The organism is Streptomyces venezuelae (assembly GCF_008642355.1).
Taxonomy (GTDB): Bacteria; Actinomycetota; Actinomycetes; order Streptomycetales; family Streptomycetaceae; genus Streptomyces; species Streptomyces venezuelae_B.
This window is the reverse complement of the sequence record NZ_CP029193.1, coordinates 2,904,146-2,925,475: the sequence shown is the minus strand read 5'-3', so window position 1 is coordinate 2,925,475 and position 21,330 is coordinate 2,904,146. Positions and strand designations below refer to the sequence as shown.

18 protein-coding genes and 1 pseudogene are annotated in these 21,330 nt (G+C 71.8%); 8 read left to right on the top strand and 11 right to left on the bottom strand.

The features are described 5' to 3' along the window. Positions 1-18: 18 nt before the first annotated feature. The gene (locus DEJ47_RS13555) at positions 19-915 is read right to left on the bottom strand and encodes a LysR family transcriptional regulator (protein ID WP_150168136.1); all 897 of its coding nucleotides are present in this window, start codon (positions 913-915) and stop codon (positions 19-21) included. 100 nt (positions 916-1,015) lie between these two features. Here DEJ47_RS13555 and DEJ47_RS13550 point away from each other — a divergent pair, with 100 nt between their 5' ends. Then, positions 1,016-2,017, top strand: a complete 1,002-nt coding sequence (locus tag DEJ47_RS13550) for an EamA family transporter (protein ID WP_161271448.1) — start codon at positions 1,016-1,018, stop codon at positions 2,015-2,017. Here the strand turns inward: DEJ47_RS13550 and DEJ47_RS36885 are convergent. From DEJ47_RS36885 to DEJ47_RS13535, 3 genes and pseudogenes are all read right to left on the bottom strand, one after another. After that, a pseudogene (locus DEJ47_RS36885) lies at positions 2,007-2,684 on the bottom strand (sugar phosphate isomerase/epimerase family protein); the annotation flags it as partial. The gene DEJ47_RS13550 and the pseudogene DEJ47_RS36885 sit on opposite strands and share 11 nt — an antisense overlap. A 55-nt stretch (positions 2,685-2,739) precedes the next feature. Beyond that, positions 2,740-3,723, bottom strand: a complete 984-nt coding sequence (locus DEJ47_RS13540; RefSeq protein ID WP_150168132.1) for a bifunctional helix-turn-helix transcriptional regulator/GNAT family N-acetyltransferase — start codon at positions 3,721-3,723, stop codon at positions 2,740-2,742. 49 nt (positions 3,724-3,772) lie between these two features. Continuing rightward, positions 3,773-4,372: a LysE family translocator gene (locus tag DEJ47_RS13535; RefSeq protein WP_150168130.1), complete on the bottom strand. Its 600-nt coding sequence runs from the start codon at positions 4,370-4,372 to the stop codon at positions 3,773-3,775. A 29-nt stretch (positions 4,373-4,401) separates the two neighbouring features. Here DEJ47_RS13535 and DEJ47_RS13530 point away from each other — a divergent pair, with 29 nt between their 5' ends. Then, a complete protein-coding gene (locus tag DEJ47_RS13530; protein ID WP_150168128.1) occupies positions 4,402-5,931 on the top strand; it encodes a PLP-dependent aminotransferase family protein in 1,530 nt (509 codons plus the stop codon). 15 nt (positions 5,932-5,946) lie between these two features. Here DEJ47_RS13530 and DEJ47_RS13525 read toward each other — a convergent pair whose 3' ends face one another. Further along, on the bottom strand, positions 5,947-6,990 hold the full coding sequence (locus tag DEJ47_RS13525; RefSeq protein ID WP_150168126.1) for a LacI family DNA-binding transcriptional regulator: 1,044 nt from the start codon (positions 6,988-6,990) through the stop codon (positions 5,947-5,949). A gap of 155 nt (positions 6,991-7,145) precedes the next feature. Between DEJ47_RS13525 and DEJ47_RS13520 the strand changes: the two genes are divergently transcribed. From DEJ47_RS13520 to DEJ47_RS13510, 3 genes are read left to right on the top strand one after another with little or no spacing between them, the layout of a single operon-like run. Then, the gene (locus tag DEJ47_RS13520; protein WP_150168124.1) at positions 7,146-8,297 is read left to right on the top strand and encodes a Gfo/Idh/MocA family protein; all 1,152 of its coding nucleotides are present in this window, start codon (positions 7,146-7,148) and stop codon (positions 8,295-8,297) included. Further along, positions 8,294-9,454 carry a dihydrodipicolinate synthase family protein gene (locus DEJ47_RS13515; protein ID WP_150168122.1) on the top strand — a complete coding sequence of 387 codons (1,161 nt, stop codon included), beginning with the start codon at positions 8,294-8,296 and terminating at the stop codon, positions 9,452-9,454. The genes DEJ47_RS13520 and DEJ47_RS13515 overlap by 4 nt, the downstream gene beginning before the upstream one ends. Beyond that, positions 9,451-10,287, top strand: a complete 837-nt coding sequence (locus DEJ47_RS13510; protein ID WP_150168120.1) for a sugar phosphate isomerase/epimerase family protein — start codon at positions 9,451-9,453, stop codon at positions 10,285-10,287. The genes DEJ47_RS13515 and DEJ47_RS13510 overlap by 4 nt, the downstream gene beginning before the upstream one ends. Before the next feature lie 24 nt (positions 10,288-10,311). Here the strand turns inward: DEJ47_RS13510 and DEJ47_RS13505 are convergent, their stop codons facing one another. Continuing rightward, complete coding sequence (locus DEJ47_RS13505) at positions 10,312-10,848, bottom strand: DUF937 domain-containing protein (protein WP_150168118.1); 537 nt, start codon at positions 10,846-10,848, stop codon at positions 10,312-10,314. A gap of 289 nt (positions 10,849-11,137) precedes the next feature. Here DEJ47_RS13505 and DEJ47_RS13500 point away from each other — a divergent pair, with 289 nt between their 5' ends. Both DEJ47_RS13500 and DEJ47_RS13495 read left to right on the top strand, forming a co-directional pair. Continuing rightward, positions 11,138-13,405 carry an ATP-dependent RecD-like DNA helicase gene (locus tag DEJ47_RS13500; RefSeq protein ID WP_150168116.1) on the top strand — a complete coding sequence of 756 codons (2,268 nt, stop codon included), beginning with the start codon at positions 11,138-11,140 and terminating at the stop codon, positions 13,403-13,405. A 181-nt stretch (positions 13,406-13,586) separates the two neighbouring features. Next, a complete protein-coding gene (locus tag DEJ47_RS13495; RefSeq protein ID WP_190415400.1) occupies positions 13,587-14,885 on the top strand; it encodes a citrate synthase in 1,299 nt (432 codons plus the stop codon). Between the two features lie 468 nt (positions 14,886-15,353). On the opposite strand, the gene DEJ47_RS13490 is transcribed toward DEJ47_RS13495, so the two are convergent. The 5 genes from DEJ47_RS13490 to DEJ47_RS13470 all read right to left on the bottom strand — a co-directional run bounded on the left by DEJ47_RS13490 (position 15,354) and on the right by DEJ47_RS13470 (position 20,167). Then, the gene (locus DEJ47_RS13490) at positions 15,354-17,627 is read right to left on the bottom strand and encodes a heavy metal translocating P-type ATPase (protein WP_150168112.1); all 2,274 of its coding nucleotides are present in this window, start codon (positions 17,625-17,627) and stop codon (positions 15,354-15,356) included. 119 nt (positions 17,628-17,746) lie between these two features. Further along, positions 17,747-18,067 (bottom strand): heavy-metal-associated domain-containing protein, encoded by a 321-nt coding sequence (locus tag DEJ47_RS13485; RefSeq protein WP_150168110.1) that lies wholly within the window; start codon positions 18,065-18,067, stop codon positions 17,747-17,749. A gap of 117 nt (positions 18,068-18,184) precedes the next feature. Further along, positions 18,185-18,382 (bottom strand): MerR family transcriptional regulator, encoded by a 198-nt coding sequence (locus tag DEJ47_RS13480; RefSeq protein ID WP_150168108.1) that lies wholly within the window; start codon positions 18,380-18,382, stop codon positions 18,185-18,187. A 73-nt stretch (positions 18,383-18,455) separates the two neighbouring features. After that, positions 18,456-19,064: a helix-turn-helix transcriptional regulator gene (locus tag DEJ47_RS37620; RefSeq protein WP_398334571.1), complete on the bottom strand. Its 609-nt coding sequence runs from the start codon at positions 19,062-19,064 to the stop codon at positions 18,456-18,458. A 203-nt stretch (positions 19,065-19,267) separates the two neighbouring features. Further along, positions 19,268-20,167, bottom strand: coding sequence for a sugar phosphate isomerase/epimerase family protein (locus tag DEJ47_RS13470; RefSeq protein WP_150168106.1), 900 nt, complete (start codon positions 20,165-20,167; stop codon positions 19,268-19,270). A gap of 166 nt (positions 20,168-20,333) precedes the next feature. Between DEJ47_RS13470 and iolC the strand changes: the two genes are divergently transcribed. Then, the gene (gene iolC / locus DEJ47_RS13465; RefSeq protein WP_150175611.1) at positions 20,334-21,278 is read left to right on the top strand and encodes a 5-dehydro-2-deoxygluconokinase; all 945 of its coding nucleotides are present in this window, start codon (positions 20,334-20,336) and stop codon (positions 21,276-21,278) included. The last annotated feature ends 52 nt before the right edge of the window (positions 21,279-21,330 follow it).

Sequence of the window (21,330 nt, the reverse complement as noted above, 5' to 3'; positions counted from 1 at the left end):
GGGTTCCCTTCCATGTACCTAGGGAGCCCAGTGCAACTGCAGCGTGCGGACCGTCTCGGCGATCGCGGGCCGCCGGGACGCCCCCGCCCGCCACAGCGCGTACAGGCGGCGGACCGGCACAGGGGCGAGGGGAACCGTGACCGCCCCGGACGGGATCGGCCCGCGCCCGAGGCGCGGGATGAGCGCGACCCCGAGCCCCGCCGCGACGAGCGCGACCAGCGTGGGGTTCTCCTCCGCCTGATGGGCGATGTCCGGCTCGCAGCCCGCTTCCCGAAGCGTCCGGACGAGCCACTCGTGGCAGACGAGCCCGGGAGGCTGCGTGATCCACCGCTCGGACTTGAGCTCCTCGCGGCGGACGGCCGTCCGCCCCGCGAGCCGGTGGTCGTGAGGGACGACCAGGTCGCAGAAGTCGTCGCCGATGACGGCCTGTTCGACCCCCGGCGGCGTCGGGATCGGCGCGATGTCCCAGTCGTGGACAACGGCCATGTCGACCGCCCCCTTGGCCACGAGGTCGATGGACAGGTGCGGATCGATCTCCGTCATGCGGGTGTCGAGCGAGGGGTGACGCCGCGCCAGGTCCGCGAGGACGGACGGCATGAGCCCCCGCGCGGCCGAAGCGAAGGCCGCGATGGTCAGCCGCCCCGCCGGCACCCCGCGCCGCTCCTCCAGCTCCGTCTCGGCGCGCTCGACGATGGCCAGCAACTGCTGGGCCGTATCGGCGAGATGGAGCGCCTCCTCGGTGAGGGCGACCCCGCGGCCCCGCCGTTCCAGCAGCGTCGTCCGCGTCTCGCGCTCCAGTTTGGCGATCTGCTGGGAGACGGCGGAGGGGGTATAACCGAGCGCGGTGGCGGCAGCGCCGACCGTGCCGTGGACGGAGACGGCGTGCAGCGCGCGGAGCCGACCGAGATCGAGCACGGGTGGACCCCCCGAAGGCGTAACAATGTAGCGTCGCTTCATTCAACCATGCAGAGATCCGTGCTGGTGCTACACGTTCGCACCGGGTGATCCTCGACCCATGCGACCCGCACACATCTGTCTGGCCGTCCTCGTCGCCGCCGTATGGGGCGTCAACTTCGTCGTCATCGAAGTGGGGCTCGACCACTTCCCGCCGCTGCTGTTCTCCGCCCTCCGCTTCCTCGTCGCCGCCCTGCCCGCCGTCTTCTTCGTGGGCCGGCCGAAGGTCGCGTGGAAGTGGATCGTCGGGGTCGGGCTCGTGCTCGGCGTGGCCAAGTTCGGGCTGCTCTTCATCGGCATGGACGCCGGCATGCCGGCCGGCCTCTCGTCGCTGGTGCTGCAGGTCCAGGCTGTCTTCACCGGCTTCTTCGCGTTCCTGGCGCTGGGGGAGCGACCCGGCCGCGTACGGGTGACGGGCATGGTGGTCGCCCTCGGCGGGATCGCCGTGGCCGCCGTCGACGAGGGCGAGACCGGCCCGCTGACCGCGTTCGCGCTGCTGATGGGCGCCGCGGCCTGCTGGGGCGCCTCCAACGTCCTCACCCGTAAGGCGTCCCCGCCGGACTCCCTGAACTTCATGGTGTGGGTGAGCACGGTCCCGGTGCTGCCGCTGCTCGCCCTCTCGCTGCTCTTCGAGGGACCGTCCAGGGACCTCGACGCCGTGCGCTCCCTCGACTGGCAGGGCGCGGGCATCATCGTCTACGTCGCCTGGGTCACCACGGTCTTCGGCTTCGGCGCCTGGGGGTATCTGCTGCGCCGCCACCCCGCGTCGACGGTCGCCCCGTTCTCGCTGCTCGTCCCCGTCTTCGGCATGTCGTCGGCCGCCCTGGTCCTCGACGAGTCGGTGAGCGGCCTGCGGTGGTGCGCGGCGGCGCTGCTGGTGGGCGGGGTCGCGCTGGCCTCCTTCGGGAAGGCCTCCGCCTCGCTCCCGCTCAGCCCGAGCGGGTCACCAGCCGCGACAGCAGTTCCCGTCCCGGCCCCAGCAGTCCCGGCAACGGTGCCGCATCCTCGTACCACCGCTTCTCGTACTCCCAGCACAGCCACCCCTCCCAGCTCTCCGCGCTGAGCCGCGCCACGCACTCCTCCAGCGGCAGGACTCCGGAGCCGAGGGGCAGGGGTGTCGTGTCGTCCGCCGAGGCGATGTCCTTCACCTGTACGTAGCCGAGGTACGGGGAGAGCGCCGCGAAGGTCTCCGCGACGGACTCGCCGCCGAGCCAGGTGTGCATGAGGTCCCAGAGCGCGCCGACCCGGCGGTGTCCCACGGTGCCGAGGACGCGGGTGGCGTCGGCGCCGGTGCGGTGCGAGTCGTGGGTCTCCAGGAGGATGCGCACGCCCGCGTCGGCGGCGTACCGGGCGGCGGCGCCGAGCCGCCGTGCGGCCGTCGCGTCGGCCTCGGCGGCGCCCTGCTCGGTGCCGCCGCCGGGGAAGACGCGGACGAAGGGGGCGCCCAGGTCGCGGGCGAGCGAGACGAGGGAACGCATGTCGTCGAGGACGGGCCCGTCGTCGCCGGGCGCCGCCACGCGCGCGTACCCGGCGATGCCGAGAATCTCGACGCCGGCCGCCTTGAACTCGGCCGCCACGTCGGCCCGTTCGACGAGCCCGAGACCAGGATGGACCGGCTCCTCGGGGTGCGCGCGGAGCTCGACGCCGTGGTAGCCGTGGGCCGTGGCGAGCCGCAGCACGTCGGGGACGGGCAGGCCGGGCACGCCGAGCGTGGAGAAGGCGTATTTCATGGTCCCGACAGTAGGCTGCGGGCGACCGTGGTCAACCCCGCCGCGACGACGGGGCTCACGCGGGCCGCTCGTGCAGCGGAAGCCGCCAGTCCTGCCCGACGAGGTCGACGCCGAAGGAGCGGTGCGGCTTCTCCGCGACGAGGACGAATCCGTGGCGCTTGTAGATGCCGCGGGCCGATTCCAGTACGTCGTTGGTCCACAGCGTCAGCTCGCGGTAGCCGGCACTCCGCGCGAACTCCACGCACGCGGTCACCAGTTGGTCCCCGATGCCGTGCCCCCGCGCGTCCGGCTCGACGAGCAGGAGGCGCAGCCGTGCCGTGCCGGGCACCTCGTCCCGTACGCACATCACGCACCCCGCGGGACGCCCGTCGGCCTCGGCGATCCACACCCGCTCCAGGTGCGGGTCGTGGTCCTGGGCGAAGTCCGCGACGATACGGGCGACCAGGCCTTCGTACTCCGCGTTCCAGCCGAACTCGGCCGCGTACAACGCCGCGTTGCGCTGCACGATCCAACCGAGGTCGCCCGGTCCTGGCTCGCGCAGTGTCACGTCCGCGCGGCGCTCGCGGCGGCGACCCTTCCCCCGCCCCTGTCGGCGGCCGTCCTCCAGGATCTCCCGTACCGTGCGCATCGCCGCCGCGAGCCGGGACCGGTCGGCGGGCGGCACGTCGGCCAGCAGGGAGCCGACCGCTTCCCGCGACCGCTCGTCGAGCAGTTCGGCGGCGTCGCGTCCGCGCGCGGTGAGCGTGATGCGCTGCCGCCGCGAGTCGTCGGCGGACGGGGCCCGCTCGACGAGCCCGTCCCGCTCGAACTTGGCGAGGAGGCGGCTCAGATAGCCCGCGTCCAGGGAGAGTTCCGAGCGGAGGTCGGCCGCGTCGGTACGGGGCGAGCGCGCCAGTTCGTACAGGACGCGCGACTCGGTGAGGGTGTACGGGACGTACAGGTGACGGCTGTAGTCGAGCGCGCCGATCAGGTTCGTGTAGAAGCGGTTGAAGGCGCGCATCTCGTGGATGGGTGTCGTGGGTGTCGTGGGTGTCGCCATGGCGCATCACTCCGGAATACCTTTGACTGAGTCAAAGGTAGCCCCGTCGTCAGAGGAAAGCCAGACGCGCCCCCAGCGCGGCGAACGCCGCCGCGAAGGTGCGCCGGATCCACGCCACCACGCGCGGGCGCGAGATGACGTGGTGGCGCATGGCCGCGGCGAACCGGCCGTACGCCACGAAGACCACGAACGTGATGAGCATGAAGTACGCGCTCAGCTCGGTCATGCGCAGGAAGGCGTAGGGCTCGTCGGTGCTCACGAACTGCGGCAGGAACGCGAAGAAGAACAGCGTCAGCTTCGGGTTGAGGATGTTGATCAGTACGCCCGTCAGGATCGTGCGGCCCGCCGAACGCGGCTCGCTCTCCCGCTCCGCGGTGAGCTCGCTCTTGTCCCGCCAGGTGCTCCACGCCATGTACAGCAGGTAGGCCACGCCCAGGTACTTGAGCGTCTGGAAGGCGACGGCGCTGGTGTTCAGGAGCGCCGCGAGCCCCGTGATCGCGGCGACCATGTGCGGGACGACGCCCAGCGTGCAGCCGACGGCGGCGGTCACCGCGGCGCGGGTGCCGCGCGAGAGACCCGCCGCGATGGTGAACAGGACGCCGGTGCCCGGGGTCACGCAGACGACGAGGGAGGTGAGAAGGAATTCCATGCCCCGACCCTGGCGCCCACAATGGCTCCATGAACAGGTCCATTGGATCACCTCCCCACAGGTCCAAAGCGACCGCTCGGCCTGGGGCCGTACGGGAAGGCGGGGTCTCGGACTTCCTCCAGCTCGACACCGGCGACGCCCCGAGGGGCGGCCTCGCCGACTGGCTCGCGGGGGAGATCAGGGACGCCATCGCCGACGGCCGCCTTCCGGCCGGTGGCAGGCTCCCCGCCACCCGCACCCTCGCCGCCGACCTGCGCGTCTCCCGCGGTGTCGTCACGGAGGCCTACCGGCGGCTCACCGAGGACGGTCACGTCGCGGGGCGGGGGAGGGGCGGGACGGTGGTGGTGGCGGTACCGCATGCGCCGACGCCTGCACGGGAAGCGTCAACGCGTCCGCGTACAGCGGCTGGTGAAGGTCTCTTCGCGGGCCCGTCCGACGACCTCGGCGTCTTCGACGCCATCCGTGCCGCCCCCGCCCGCATCGACCTCTCGCCGGGCCTGCCCGACCTCGCCGCCTTCCCGCGCGCTGCCTGGCTGCGCGCCGAACGCTCCGTGCTCGCCGGGCTCACCCCGCCGGACTTCGGGTACGGCGATCCGCGCGGCACCCCGGCCCTGCGCACGGCCGTCGCGCACTGGCTCTCCCGGAACCGCGGCATCCGCGCCGACCCGGACGACGTGATGATCGTGAACGGTACGGCTCAGGCGCTGCGGCTCCTCGTCGACGTACTGCGCGCCGACGGGGTCCGCGAAGTGGCGGTGGAGGAGCCCGGCTCGCTCGGTGTGCGGCAACACCTGCGGCCGCTCGGGACGCCGCCCGTGCCGGTCGACGGCCACGGCGTCCGCGTCGACGCCCTGCGCGCCACCGGGGCTCACGCCGTGCTGCTGACCCCGGCCCACCAGTTCCCCACCGGTGTCGTCCTCGGCGGCGAACGGCGCCGCGAGCTCATGGAGTGGACCCGCGACGGCGGACTCGTCATCGAGGACGACTACGACGCCGAACACCGCTACGACCGACCCGCCGTCCCGGCGCTGCGCGCCCTCCTCCCGGAGCACGTCTGCTACGCGGGCAGCGTCTCCAAGCTCCTCGCACCCGCCCTGCGCCTGGGCTGGCTGCTCGCCCCGCCCGCGTACCGGGACGCGCTCCTCGACGCCAAACGCCTCACCGACCTCGGCACGGCGGCACTGCCCCAGCTGGTCCTGGCCCGCCTCATGGAATCCGGCGACCTGGAACGCCACCTCCGCCTGATCCGCAGGCACCACCGCAGGCGCAGGGACGCCATGATCGCGGCGATCCGCACGCATCTGCCGGGGGCGGTCGTGCACGGCGCGGCAGCGGGGCTGCACCTGACGATCACCTTCCGGGAGACCTCGCGGAAGGGCGCGTACGAAGCCCCCGACACCGACCTGGCCGCCGCCGCGCTCGCCGAGGGCGTCAAGGTGCACCCCCTCTCCTGGCACACCCAGCTCCCGCACACTCCGGGCCTCGTCCTCGGTTACGCGGCGAGCGGCACCGCGGAGATCGCCGAGGGGGTGGGGGTGCTGGGGCGGCTGGTGGGGTGACGTGCGAGGGTGCCGCTACCGGGGTCCCGCCGTGGACCCGCGCACCATCAGCTCCCCGTGCACCGTCGCCACACCGCCCGGCGGCGGTTTCTCCTTGCTCATCGCGATGCGGCCCGCGCGGGCGCCCGCCTCGTGGAGCGGGAGTCGCACCGTCGTGAGCGCGGGCACCGCGTCGATGCTGAACGGCAGGTCGTCGAAGCCCGCGACCGACACGTCGTCCGGGATGCGCAGACCCTTGTCGCGCAGGGCCGCGCACGCGCCGAGCGCCACCGTGTCGTTGGCGGCGACGACGGCCGTCAGGTCGGGGGCGCGGCGCAGGAGTTCGTCCGTGGCGTCGTAGCCGGAGCGGCGGTCGTAGGGGCCGTGGACCGTCAGCGCCGGGTCGTCGGGGACGCCGCGCGCGGCGAGGGCGGCGCGGTGGCCCTCCAGGCGGTGGCGGGTGGTCGTGCGCTCCTCGGGGCCCGCGATGTAACCGATCCGGCGGTGGCCGAGGTTCACCAGGTGGTCCGTCAGCCGCCGGCCGCCGCCGCGGTTGTCGAAGGTGAGCGCCACCGCGTCGGTGTCCGGCGACGGCGGCCTGCCGCACAGCACCACGCGCGTGCCCGCCTCCGTGAGGCGACGCAGCTTCCCGGCGATCGCGTCGGCGTGCTCGGCGTCCTCGATGGCGCCGCCGGTGAGGATCACGGCGGCGGCGCGTTGGCGCTGAAGGAGCGTGAGGTACGTGAGTTCGCGCTCGGGAGAGCCGCCCGTGTTGCAGACGACGGCCATCCGCTCGCCGCCCGCCCGCCCGCCGGGACCGCCGATCTCGGACTGCACGGCGCCCGCCATGATGCCGAAGAAGGGGTCGGCGATGTCGTTGACGAGGATGCCGACCAGGTCGGAGGTGGCGGCGGCGAGCGCGCTCGCGGGGCCGTTGAGGACGTAGTCGAGCTCGTCGACCGCGCGCAGGACGCGTTCGCGCGTCGCGGCGGCCACCGGGTAGTTGCCGTTCAGCACGCGGGAGACGGTGGCGGGGGAGACCTGCGCGCGGGCCGCCACGTCCGCCAGGGTCACGGTCATCTCATCGTCCTCCGGTCACCCGTTTGTCCCGGCCGGTCACCGCTGTCGACCGAAGCCCTTGTCCGAACCTTGTGCGGCAGGCTAGCTTGCCTCCAGATAGAAAGCGCTTGCTACGCGGCGGAGAGCGCTTGCTACGCATCTACGGAGGGACCTTCGTGACACGCAAGACGGTGCGCATCGCCATGAACGGCGTCACCGGACGCATGGGCCACCACCAGCATCTGGTCCGCTCGATCCTGGCCCTCCGGAAACAGGGAGGCCTCGATCTGGGCGACGGCACCGTGCTGTGGCCCGAACCCGTCCTCGTCGGCCGCAAGGAGCACGCCCTGCGCGCCCTCACCGGGCAGTACGGCCTGGAGCGGTACTCGACCGACCTCGACGCGGTGCTCGCCGACCCCTCCGTCGACATCTACTTCGACGCGCAGGTCACCTCCGCGCGCGAGGACGCCCTCAAGCGGGCCATCGCCGCGGGCAAGCACATCTACACCGAGAAGCCGAGCGCCACCGGACTCGACGCGGCCCTGGGCCTCGCGCGCCTCGCGGAGACCGCCGGCATCAAGCACGGCGTCGTGCAGGACAAGCTCTTTCTGCCGGGCCTGCGCAAACTGAAGCGCCTCATCGACGGCGGCTTCTTCGGCCGGATCCTGTCCGTGCGCGGCGAGTTCGGCTACTGGGTCTTCGAGGGCGACTGGCAGTCCGCCCAGCGCCCGTCCTGGAACTACCGGAGCGAGGACGGCGGCGGCATCGTCGTCGACATGTTCCCGCACTGGGAGTACGTCCTGCACGAGCTGTTCGGCCGCGTCCGCAGCGTCCAGGCGCTCACCGCCACGCACATCCCGCAGCGCTGGGACGAGCGCGGCAAACCCTACGACGCCACCGCCGACGACGCCGCGTACGGCATCTTCGAGCTGGACGGCGGCACCGTCGCGCAGATCAACTCGTCGTGGACGGTGCGCGTCAACCGCGACGAGCTCGTGGAGTTCCAGGTCGACGGGACCGAGGGATCCGCCGTCGCGGGCCTGCGTAACTGCCGCGTACAGCACCGCGGTACGACACCGAAGCCGGTCTGGAACCCGGACCTGCCCGCCACCCACTCCTTCCGCGACCAGTGGCAGGAAGTGCCCGACAACGGCGACTTCGACAACGGCTTCAAGGCACAGTGGGAGCTCTTCCTCAAGCACATCTACGCCGACGGCCCCTACCACTGGGACCTCCTCGCGGGCGCACGCGGCGTACAGCTCGCCGAACTGGGACTCAAGTCGTCCGCCGAGGGCCGGCGCATCGACGTACCGGAGATCGCCCTGTGACCACCCTCCCGCTCCCCGTCACGGGCGGCGGCACGCGCGCGTACACCCCGCGCGACGAGCCCCCGCCCACGGCCCCCGGCGGGCCCCCGCTCGCCTCGCGCACGGTCTTCTCCGCCGCACACGTCGTCGCCGACCCGTTCGCCGACGTGTCCCCGGACGGCCCCGCCGCCGTCGACTGGGACGCCACCCTCGCCTTCCGCCGCCACCTCTGGTCGCACGGCCTGGGCGTCGCCGAGGCCATGGACACCGCGCAGCGCGGCATGGGCCTGGACTGGGCGGGAGCCGCCGAGCTGATCCGGCGGTCGGCCGCAGCGGCGAAGGCCGTCGGGGGACGCATCGCCTGCGGCGTCGGCACCGACCAACTCGCGGGCCCGGCGACCCTGCCCGAGGTCAGGAGCGCGTACGAGGAGCAGCTCGCCCTCGTCGACGCGGCCGGCGCCCAGCCCATCCTCATGGCGTCCCGCGCCCTCGCCGCCGCGGCCACGTCACCCGACGACTACGTGGAGACGTACGGCCACCTGCTGCGCCAGGCCTCCGAGCCCGTGATCCTGCACTGGCTCGGCCCCATGTTCGACCCCGCCCTGGAGGGCTACTGGGGCGACGCCGACCTGGACGCCGCCACCGAGACCTTCCTGGCGGTGATCAAAGCCCACCCCGACAAGGTCGACGGCATCAAGGTCTCCCTCCTGGACGCCGGCCGCGAGATCGCCCTGCGCCGCCGCCTCCCCGACGGCGTCCGCTGCTACACCGGCGACGACTTCCACTACCCCGAACTGATCGCCGGGGACGACCACGGCTTCAGCCACGCCCTGCTCGGCATCTTCGACCCGCTGGGCCCCCTCGCCGCCGAGGCCGTACGGGCCCTGGACACCGAGGACGCGAGGCGGTTCCGCGCCCTCCTCGACCCCACCGTCGAGCTCTCCCGGCACCTCTTCGAAACCCCCACCCGCTACTACAAGACCGGCGTCGTCCTGCTCGCCTGGCTCGCCGGACACCAGAGCCACTTCACGATGGTCGGCGGTCTCCAGTCGGCCCGCTCCCTGCCCCACCTGGCCCGCGCCTACGAACTCGCCGACGGGCTGGGCCTGTTCCCCGACCCGGAGCTCGCGGCCGACCGCATGCGGTCCCTGCTCACCGTCCACGGAGTGCCCCGATGAGCGAGCCGGTGCAGCCGTCGCGGCTGAGCGTCAACCAGGAGACCGTCAAGCAGTGGTCGCTGCCCGAACTCGCCGAAGGCTGCGCCAAGGAGGGCATCGGCGCCGTCGGCCTGTGGCGGGCGCCGGTCCAGGAGTACGGCGTCGAGCGCGCCGCCCGCCTCATGCGGGACACGGGGCTCACGGTGACGAGCCTGTGCCGGGGCGGCTTCCTCACGGACATCGAGGAGGCGTCACGCGCGCGTGCCCTCGACGACAACCGCGCGGCCGTCGACGAGGCGGCGGCGCTCGGCACGGACACCCTCGTCCTGGTCTCGGGAGGCCTCCCGCCCGGCAGCAAGGACCTGGTGGGCGCGCGCGAGCGCGTCGCGGACGCGCTCGCCGTCCTCGGGCCCTACGCCGAGGAGCGGGGCGTGCGCCTCGCCATCGAGCCGCTGCACCCGATGTTCGCCTCGGACCGCTGCGTGGTCTCCACCCTCGGCCAGGCGCTCGACCTCGCGGAACGCTTCCCCGCACACCAGGTCGGCGTGGTCGTGGACACGTACCACGTGTGGTGGGACGACCTGGCGCCCGCGCAGATCGCCAGGGCGGGCCAGGGCGGCCGTCTGCACGCCTTCCAACTCGCCGACTGGATCACACCGCTGCCCGCGGGGGTGCTCCTGGGGCGCGGCCAACTGGGGGACGGCTGCGTCGACTTCAGGGCCTTCCGGGCAGCCGTGGACGCCGCCGGTCACCGCGGGCCGATCGAGGTGGAGATCTTCAACGAGGGCCTGTGGGCGCGGGACGGGGGCGAAGTGCTGCGGGAGACGGCCGAACGGTTCCGCGCACACGCGTGAGGCGGGACCTCCGCGCCGTACGTCCTACTTCTTGCCGCCCAGGATCTGACCCAGCAGGTCACCGAGACCGCCGCCGGAACCGGGCGCGGAACCGCTCGCCGCACCGGGGCCCTTGGTGCGCGCCGCCCGCTTGGAGACCACGGCGAGCACCACGGGGATCAGCATCTCGATCACGCGGGTGACCTTCGCTGCCGGGATGCCGGTCTTCTTGGAGACCGCGTTCGCCACCGGCTTGCTCACCTTCGCGAGCATGCCGGCCATCATCCCGCCGCCGACGAGACCGCCGAGGCCGCCGCCGAGCGCGGCGATCCCCTGCGGGGTGGGATCGGCGGGCCCGACCTCGGCGAAGGCCTGCCGCACCTCGTCGGCCTCCGCCGGGTCGGCGGCGCGGCCCCGGATGTCTCCGGACAGCGCGGACGCGGTCGTGCCGACGACGTCCCGCGCGCCGGACGCGTCCGTGCCGAGCAGGCCCGCGATCTCCTGGAGCCGGTCGTCCCCGAGCTCGTCGAGGACGTCCTGCTCGAAGGACCGCGGCTCAGAGGTCTGGGAATCATCGCTCATGCGACAAACGCTACGTCCGTCCCGCTTTGCGGGCATCTGGAGCCGGTCCGGAGCCGCCGGAAAAAAAGTCGGCAACGCGGTGCAACCCTCCGGGCACGACGCGTGTCGTATATGGCGTCAGGGCTTATGAGGGGGGAACCAGGATCTGGGGGGATCCGGGGGATCCGGGGGGATCGCGAGTTCTGACAGGGGAGGGGAAAACCCGAAGGGGTCCGGCTGGGAGGCCGGGCCCCTTCGAAGTTGTCCACAGGCTCACCACGCTGTCGGTGCCGGGCGGTAGCGTCGGATCATGTCGAGTCCAGCTGCAGCGTCGGCGGTGCTCGAGGGGGTCCTCGAACGCATCACGTACGCCAACGAAGAGACGGGTTACACGGTCGCGCGCGTCGACACGGGCCGTGGCTCCGGTGACCTGCTCACGGTCGTCGGCGCGCTGCTCGGCGCGCAGGCGGGCGAATCGCTGCGCATGCACGGCCGCTGGGGCTCCCACCCGCAGTACGGCAAGCAGTTCACGGTCGAGAACTACACGACGGTGCTGCCCGCCACCATCCAGGGCATCCGCCGCTATCTCGGCTCCGGCCTCATCAAGGGCATCGGCCCCGTCATGGCCGACCGCATCACCACCCACTTCGGCGTCGACACCCTCGACATCATCGAGACCGCTCCGCAGCGCCTCGTCGAAGTGCCGGGCCTCGGCCCCAAGCGGACGAAGATGATCGCCGCCGCCTGGGAGGAGCAGAAGGCCATCAAGGAAGTCATGGTCTTCCTCCAAGGCGTCGGCGTCTCCACCTCCATCGCCGTGCGCATCTACAAGAAGTACGCGGACGCGTCGATCTCCGTGGTGAAGAACGAGCCCTACCGCCTGGCGGCAGACGTCTGGGGCATCGGCTTCCTCACCGCCGACCGCATCGCGCAGTCCGTGGGCATCCCGCACGACAGCCCGGAGCGCGTCAAGGCCGGTCTCCAGTACGCCCTTTCGCAATCCACCGACCAGGGGAACTGCTACCTCCCCGAGGAGCGCCTCATCGCGGACGCGGTGAAGCTGCTCCAGGTCGACACGGGCCTGGTCATCGACTGCCTCGCCGAGCTCGCGGGGGAGGAGGAGGGCGTCGTCCGCGAGGCGCTGCCCGACCCGGACGGGGGCGATGACATCGCCGCCGTCTACCTCGTCCCGTTCCACCGTGCCGAACTGTCCCTGGCCGGCCAGCTGTTGCGGCTCCTCAGGACCGGCGACGACCGCATGCCCGCCTTCCAGGACGTCGCCTGGGACAAGGCGCTCGCCTGGCTCGCCGCCCGCACCGGCGCCGAGCTCGCGCCCGAGCAGAAGGAGGCGGTCAGGCTCGCCCTGACGCAGAAGGTCGCCGTCCTGACCGGCGGACCCGGCTGCGGCAAGTCCTTCACGGTCCGCTCCGTCGTCGAGCTGGCCCGCGCGAAGAAGGCCAAAGTCGTCCTCGCCGCCCCCACGGGCCGCGCCGCCAAGCGCCTCGCCGAGCTCACCGGGGCCGAGGCCTCCACCGTGCACCGGCTGCTCGAACTGAAGCCCGGGGGAGACGCGGCGTACGACAAGGACCGGCCCCTCGACGCCGATCTGGTCGTCGTCGACGAGGCGTCCATGCTCGACCTGCTGCTCGCCAACAAACTGGTGAAGGCCGTCCCGCCCGGGGCCCACCTGCTCTTCGTGGGCGACGTCGACCAGCTGCCCAGCGTCGGCGCGGGAGAAGTGCTGCGCGACATGCTCAGCGACGAGAGCCCCATCCCCGCCGTCCGCCTCACCCGCATCTTCCGGCAGGCCCAGGAGTCGGGCGTCGTCACCAACGCCCACCGCATCAACTCCGGTGTCCCGCCCATCACCCAGGGCATGAAGGACTTCTTCCTCTTCGTCGAGGAGGAGACCGAGGACGCGGGCCGTGTGACGGTGGACGTCGCCGCGCACCGCATCCCCAAGAAGTTCGGCCTGGACCCGCGGCGCGACGTGCAGGTCCTCGCCCCCATGCACCGCGGGCCCGCCGGCGCGGGCAACCTCAACGGACTCCTCCAGCAGGCCATCACGCCCGCCAGACCGGACCTGCCCGAGAAGCGGTTCGGCGGCCGGGTGTTCCGGGTGGGGGACAAGGTCACGCAAATCCGCAACAACTACGAAAAAGGGCAGAACGGTGTCTTCAACGGCACGGTCGGTGTCGTCACCGCCCTGGACGCCGACGAGCAGCGGCTCACCGTCCGCACGGACGAGGACGAGGAAGTTCCGTACGACTTCGACGAACTGGACGAGCTGGCGCACGCCTACGCGGTGACGATCCACCGCTCCCAGGGCAGCGAGTATCCGGCGGTGGTGATCCCGGTCACCACCGGCGCGTGGATGATGCTGCAGCGCAATCTGCTCTACACCGCCGTGACACGCGCCAAGAGGCTGGTCGTTCTGGTCGGTTCGCGCAAGGCTCTGGGACAGGCAGTGCGCACGGTCTCCGCGGGCAGGCGCTGCACGGCCCTGGACTTCCGGCTTTCCGGGCTTCCCGGGCGCCGCGGAGCAGGCCCTGGACGTTTTGATCGATCAAACGAGTAGGAAACCTCACACAGCACTTCCGGAACCGGGGCGAAGGGGGCAGGATGAGCAGGTTGGCGGCACTGAGTGCCGCCAATAGGCCCAATGGTCGACCCCGAGTGCACTCTCCAGGGCCAAATGGGGGATGGTAGAGACAGTCAGGGCACCTCGAAGAAGAGGCACAACGTCGGTGAGGGATGACGTGAGCGAGAACGCTAACAACGGTGTAGTACTGCGGTACGGCGACGACGAGTACACCTACCCGGTGATCGAGTCGACCGTCGGCGACAAGGGCTTCGACATCGGGAAGCTCCGCGCCCAGACCGGTCTGGTGACCCTGGACAGCGGCTATGGCAACACCGCCGCCTATAAATCCGCCATCACCTATCTCGACGGCGAACAGGGCATCCTCCGGTACCGCGGCTACCCGATCGAGCAGCTGGCCGAGCGCTCCACCTTCACCGAGGTGGCGTACCTCCTGATCAACGGCGAGCTGCCGAAGGTCGACGAGCTGGCCACGTTCAAGAACGAGATCACGCAGCACACCCTGCTGCACGAGGACGTCAAGCGGTTCTACGACGGCTTCCCGCGTGACGCCCACCCGATGGCGATGCTGTCGTCCGTGGTCAGCGCGCTGTCGACGTTCTACCAGGACAGCCACAACCCGTTCGACGAGAAGCAGCGTCACCTGTCGACGATCCGCCTTCTCGCCAAGCTTCCGACGATCGCGGCCTACGCGTACAAGAAGTCGCAGGGCCACCCGGTCGTCTACCCGCGCAACGACCTCGGCTACGTCGAGAACTTCCTGCGCATGACGTTCTCGGTGCCCGCCGCCGAGTACGAGCTGGACCCGGTCGTGGTCAACGCGCTCGACAAGCTCCTGATCCTGCACGCGGACCACGAGCAGAACTGTTCGACGTCCACCGTGCGTCTGGTCGGCTCCTCGCAGGCGAACATGTTCGCCTCGATCTCCGCCGGCATCTCGGCGCTGTGGGGCCCGCTGCACGGCGGCGCCAACCAGTCGGTCCTGGAGATGCTGGAAGGCATCCAGGCCTCCGGCGGCGACGTCGACACCTTCATCCGCAAGGTGAAGAACAAGGAAGACGGCGTGAAGCTCATGGGCTTCGGGCACCGCGTCTACAAGAACTTCGACCCCCGGGCGAAGATCATCAAGGCGGCGGCGCACGACGTCCTCTCGGCGCTCGGCAAGTCCGACGAGCTGCTCGACATCGCGCTGAAGCTGGAGGAGCACGCGCTGGCCGACGACTACTTCGTCGAGCGCAAGCTCTACCCGAACGTCGACTTCTACACCGGCCTCATCTACCGCGCGATGGGCTTCCCGACCGAGATGTTCACGGTCCTGTTCGCCCTCGGCCGCCTGCCGGGCTGGATCGCCCAGTGGCACGAGATGATCAAGGAGCCGGGTTCGCGCATCGGCCGCCCGCGCCAGATCTACACGGGCGAGGTCCTCCGCGACTTCGTCCCCGTCGAGGGCCGCTGACCCTCCGGGTCGCCCCTCGCCGGCCGCACGCGGTCGGCTCTCCGCAGAGCGGAAAGCGCCCCGCCGTCGATCCCCCCACGGGTCGACGGTCGGGGCGCTTCCCTTTTTCCCGGTGCGGATTCCCCCCACGGGATCCGGCCGGGCGTCTGTGGCGGCCCTGCGGTCTGCCGGGACGCGTACGTACGGGAGGGCCGCTCAAAGCTCCCCGGTGCACGTGCCCCGGCAACGCAATATCCAGGAACATCCCCCAAGATGTCCCTCGATGTCAGGAAGACGTCCCCCAAGACATCTTCCTGCATCGCCCCATTAGACTCGCGACCCCCCTCAATGGTTACGTCCCAAACACTGTGATCTGCGTCTCTTGCATATGTCCAGTAGATGCGCAAGATCCCCCATATGTGGATCTCGGGAACCCGGTGTGGATGCTGAAACGACCTTGTGAAGACGGTATGTGAGCGTCCGCGATCGTTATCTGAACGTCCTCAGGCGAAGACTGTTGGTGACCACGAAGACCGAGGAGAAGGCCATCGCGGCCCCCGCGATCATCGGGTTGAGGAGACCGGCGGCGGCGAGCGGCAGTGCGGCGACGTTGTAGCCGAAGGCCCAGAAAAGATTGCCCTTGATGGTGGCGAGGGTCTTCCGGGAGAGCCTGATGGCGTCGGCCGCGACCCGCAAGTCCCCGCGCACCAACGTCAGGTCACTCGCCTCGATCGCCGCGTCCGTTCCGGTGCCCATCGCGAGCCCCAGATCGGCGGTGGCGAGCGCGGCCGCGTCGTTCACGCCGTCCCCGACCATCGCCACGACCTTGCCCTCGCCCTGCAGCCGCCGTACGACATCGACCTTGTCCTGCGGCAGGACCTCCGCGAACACCGCGTCCGGCGCGATGCCGACCGCGTCGGCGACCGTCCGCGCGACGGCCTCGTTGTCGCCCGTCAGCAGCACCGGCGTCAGACCGAGCGAACGCAGCTCCCGCACCGCCTCCGCGCTGGTCTCCTTCACGGCGTCCGCGACGGCCAGGACGCCGCGTGCGGCGCCGTCCCAGGCGACCAGGACGGCGGTGCGCCCGGCGGCCTCCGCGTCGTCCCGCAGCTTGGCCACGGCCTCCAGATCCGCCACCCCGGCCTCCGCCAGGAGCCGTTCGCGCCCCGCGAGCACCTCGTGCCCCTCCACCGAGCCGCGCACCCCGGCCCCGGCGACGTTCTCGAACCGCTCCGGCGCAGGCAGCTGCCCGGTGCCGATGCCGAGGCGTTCGGCGGCGCCCGCCGTGACGGCACGGGCCACCGGGTGCTCGGAGGCGTGTTCCAGGGCGCCCGCGAGGCGGAGCAGGAGCTGCTCCTGGGTGTCCCCGGCGACGTGCACGTCCGTCAGCGTCATGTGCCCCGTCGTGACCGTCCCGGTCTTGTCCAGGACGACGGTGTCGACGCGACGCGTGGACTCCAGGACTTCGGGTCCCTTGATGAGGATGCCGAGTTGGGCGCCCCGGCCGGTGCCGACCATGAGGGCGGTCGGCGTGGCGAGGCCGAGTGCGCAGGGGCAGGCGATGATCAGGACGGCGACGGCGGCGGTGAACGCGGCCGTCGCGTCGCCGGTGGCGCCCAGCCAGCCGCCGAGCGTGCCGACGGCGATGAGGAGCACCGTCGGTACGAAGACACCGGCGATCCGGTCGGCGAGCCGCTGCACCTGGGCCTTGCCGGTCTGCGCGTCCTCCACGAGCCGCGCCATCCGGGCGAGTTGGGTGTCCGAGCCGACACGGGTCGCCCGGACGACGAGGCGCCCCGAGACGTTCACGGTGCCCCCGGTCACGGCGGCGCCGACGCCCACGTCGACGGGCACGGACTCGCCGGTCAGCATGGCGGCGTCGACGGCGGAGGCGCCCTCTTCCACGGTGCCGTCGGTCGCGACGGTCTCCCCGGGGCGTACGACGAACCGGTCCCCGACCGTCAGGTGCCCCACCGGCACGCGCCGCTCGGTGCCGTCCCGCAGCACCGCCACGTCCTTGGCGCCCAGTTCGAGCAGGGCGCGCAGCGCGGAGCCCGCCTTCCGCTTGGAGCGGGCCTCAAGCCAGCGGCCCAGCAGGATGAACGTGACGACGCCCGCGGCGACTTCGAGGTAGATGGTGGAGGCGCCATCCCCGGGCGAGGCCGTGAAGTCGAAGCCGTGCCGCATCCCCGGCATCCCGGCGTCCCCGACGAACAGCGCCCACAGCGACCAGCCGAACGCGGCGAGCGTGCCGACGGAGACGAGCGTGTCCATCGTCGCGGCCCCGTGCCGCAGGTTGGTGAACGCGGCCCGGTGGAACGGCAGTCCGCCCCACACGACGACCGGCGCGGCCAGCGTCAGCGAAAGCCACTGCCAGAAGTCGAACTGCAGGGCCGGGACCATCGCGAGCAGCACGACGGGCAGGGAGAGGACCGCCGAGACGATCAGGCGCTGCCGCAGCGTGTCGGGCTCGGTGATGTCGGCCGTGGTGGGGGCCGGTCCGCCGCCGGGGCCTGCGTCGAGGGGCTCGGGCGGGGGCGGCACGATCTCCTCGGCCGTGTAGCCCAGTTTCTCGACCAGCGCGATCAGCTGGGCGACCTCGACCGCCGCGCCGTCCCCGGTCTCGTCGAACGAGACCTTCGCCTTCTCCGTGGCGAGGTTGACCGTGGCGGTCACGCCCTCCATGCGGTTCAGCTTCTTCTCGATGCGGGAGGAGCAGGAGGCGCAGGTCATCCCGCCGACGGCGAGTTCGACTTCGGTCATGACTCTTTCGTACTACTTCCGGGATCGTGGGACGGCCGCGGGCCCTGTGGTGTCGGTGTCGACACCACAGGGCCCGGGTACCCGGCAGGCCGCCGGTCGTGCGGGGCGGTCCGGCCGGGTCAGGCCTTGACGCCGGCCAGGTCGTAGCCCGCCTCGTCGACGGCGGCGCGCACCGCGGCCTCGTCGAGCGGGGCCTCGGAGACCACGGTGACCAGGCCCGTGGCGGCGACGGCCTGCACGGAGGTGACGCCGGCGATCTCCGAGATCTCCTCGGACACCGCGCCCTCGCAGTGCCCGCAGGTCATGCCCGTCACCTCGTACACGGTGGTGACGGCGCCCTGCGGAGCGGCGGCGGCGTCGGAGTGGCAGGAACCGCTGGGGGAGCAGCAGGATCCGGTCGTCTCGGACGCGGCCTGCGGGAGCTCGGTCTGGGCGCTCATGTCGTTCTCCTCGGGGGTGTGTACGTATGCGGCGTAGCGTGCTCGAGGGGCCCGGGAACCCCGGCGACCTCCTGACGCACTCGAGACTATACCCCTAGGGGGTATTTTCTCAACGGATCAGCCCCTGCGTCCCCGGTTGCCCGGCCTGGCCGCCACCCAGGCGCGGACGGTGTCCGCGTACCAGTAGGGCTTGCCGCCCTCGACGTGATCGGGGTCGGGCAGCAGCCCGTGCTTGCGGTACGAGCGGACCGTGTCGGGCTGCACACGGATGTGCGCGGCGATCTCCTTGTACGACCAGAGCCTGCGGTCGGTCATCAGTGGCACCTCCCTGCGTGCGCCCAGGGCGGCCGGAGAGGCCGACGGGGGAGCTGGGCGCGACGCGTGGCGATCACTCAGCCTGTGCCCGGTGAACGACGCAGAGTGACCGTTGAGGGGTGACTGTCGTCTCCCTGTGACGCAAGACCCGCGTACGTGAGACATGTGTGACACGACGGGATTGTTTGTGACAGAAGAGACGCATGCGAAGGGTGCGACGCACCGGCGTGCACGTGGCGCACGCGGGGAGTGCCGAAGGGCGCGTGGGAGTACGGAGGACAGGGCAGAGGTGGGCCGGGCCCGCTGCGCCAGGCCCGGCCCACCGGCTTCCCCGCTCCGGCTCAGGGGCCCGGCGTGCTGTCAGCGTGCCCTCGGCGCCGCCCGACGGTCTTGGAGCCGTGAACTGACCCGGCGTGCACCCCGTCTTCGCCCTGAACTCGCCGCTCAGGTGCGCCTGGTCGTAGTAGCCGCAGAGGGCGGCCGTCTCCGCCTGGCCACGCCCAGCCGCGAGCATCGCCCGTGCCCGCTGCAGCCGGACCACCCGCCCCGCCGCCTTCGGCCCGATGCCGATCTGTTCCCTGAACCGGTTCTCCAGCTGCCGCACGCTCCACCCGACCTCCCCGGCGAGACGCCCGACGGGCGCGGTGCCCCCGGAGCGTACGAGCTCGCCCCAGGCCCGCACGGTCCGTGCCGAGGGCGGCGGCCCTGCGGCGGACCGGCGGGCGAGGGCGTCGTCCAGGAGCGCGAACCGCACCCCGCGGTAACTGATCACGCCGGGCCGCAGCCGCGGGTGCGGGCGGGCGAGGGCGACTTCCCAGTGCCCGTCGGCAGCCCGGAGAACTCCCGGGACCTCGAAGGTCCCCCGGATTCCGGGGACGTCGGGTCCTACGCGCCGCACGACCGCAGGAACGAGCGGGTGCGGCGGGCGACCGGCAGCGGTTTGCCGGGGTCGCACGGGTACATGTCCTGCTCCACGATGGCGAAGAGCTCGACCCCCAGCTTCTGGGCCGCGGCGAGGACGGGCTCCAGGGCAGGCACCCCGGCGGGCGGCTCGCACATCACCCCGCGCGCCACGGCGGGCCCGAACGGCACCTCGTCGGCCCGCACCTCGGCGAGGACCACCGGGTCGACCTGCTTGAGGTGCAGATAGCCGATGCGTTCGCCGTACGTCTCGATGAGCTCGACGCTGTCGCCGCCGCAGTACGCGTAGTGCCCGGTGTCCAGGCAGAGCGAGACGAGGTCCGGGTCGGTGGCGTCGAGGAAACGGGTGACGTTCTCCTCGCTGTCGATGTGCGTGTCCGCGTGCGGGTGGACCACGACGCGCAGGCCGTAGCGTTCGCGGACCTCGTGGGCCAGGCGCTCGGTCTGGGTGGTCAGTTCGCGCCATTGTGCGGGCGTGAGGACACGGTCCTCCAGGACCTCGCCGGTCTTGTCGTCGCGCCAGAAGGAGGGGATGACCACCAGGTGCTCGGCGCCCATGGCCTGCGCGAGCGCCGCGTTGTCCGCCACGTGTGCCCACGTCCTGTCCCAGACGGCGGGCCCGTGGTGCAGCCCCGTGAAGACCGTGCCCGCGGACACCTTGAGGCCGCGGCGGGCCGTCTCGTCGGTCAGGACGGCCGGGTCGGTGGGCAGATAGCCGTACGGTCCGAGCTCGATCCACTCGTACCCGGACTCCGCGACCTCGTCGAGGAAACGGCGCCACGGGACCTGCCGCGGGTCCTCGGGGAACCACACGCCCCAGGAGTCGGGCGCCGAACCGATCCGGATACGAGACAGCGTCGTCATGCCGCCAGAGTCCAGGCCGCCTCGGAAGAGTGTCAAGCAGTGGTCCGAATGTAAGGACAAAATGTTGACAGGGTTCCGGGAGCGGGATTAGACCTGGGGGGGGCACACGATCGTCGGCTCCGGCGAAGGGACGCACAGGGTGAGTGGTCCGTACGACGTCATCACGATGGGGCGGATCGGGGTGGACCTGTATCCCCTGCAGAGCGGCGTGTCCCTCGCCGAGGTGACCGCGTTCGGGAAGTTCCTCGGCGGCTCGGCCAGCAACGTCGCCGTCGCCGCGGCCCGCCTCGGCCGCCGCGTCGCCGTCATCACCCGCACCGGAGAGGACCCTTTCGGGGAGTACCTGCACGGCGCGCTGCGGGACTTCGGCGTCGACGACCGCTGGGTGACACCGGTCGCGGGCCTGCCGACACCGGTGACGTTCTGCGAGATCTTCCCGCCGGACGACTTCCCGCTGTACTTCTACCGCCTTCCGAAGGCGCCCGACCTGGAGATCCACGAGGACGAGCTCGACCTCGACGCGGTCGCCGCGGCGCGGATCTTCTGGATGACCGGCACGGGGCTGTGCGCCGAGCCGAGCCGGTCCGCAACGCTGGCGGCGCTCGCGCACCGGGCGCGGGGCGGGATCACGGTCTTCGACCTGGACTGGCGGCCGATGTTTTGGAGAAGCACAGCCTGGGGTGACCCAGGTGAGGCGCGGCCGCATTACGCCGCGGCCCTCGCGCACGCCACCGTCGCCGTCGGCAACCTCGACGAGGTGGAGATCGCGACGGGGGAGCGCGAACCCCTCGCGGCGGCGCGGGCGCTGCTCGACGCGGGCGTCGAACTGGCCGTCGTCAAGCAGGGCCCCAAAGGAGTGCTCGCCATGAACCGGGCGGGGGAGGCGGCGCAGGTCCCGCCCCTGCCGGTCGAGGTCCTCAACGGACTCGGCGCCGGAGACGCGTTCGGCGGGGCGCTCTGCCACGGGCTCCTCGCGGGCTGGGACCTCGAACGGATCATGCGGTACGCGAACGCGGCGGGCGCGATCGTCGCGTCGCGGCTGGAGTGTTCGTCCGCCATGCCGTTCGCCGACGAGGTCGCCTCGGCAGTGGAAGCGGGGGCCGTCACGTGAGTCCGGGCGCCGCCCGGGGTGGCCGCACACGGGGCTCGGCGCCGGACCCCGC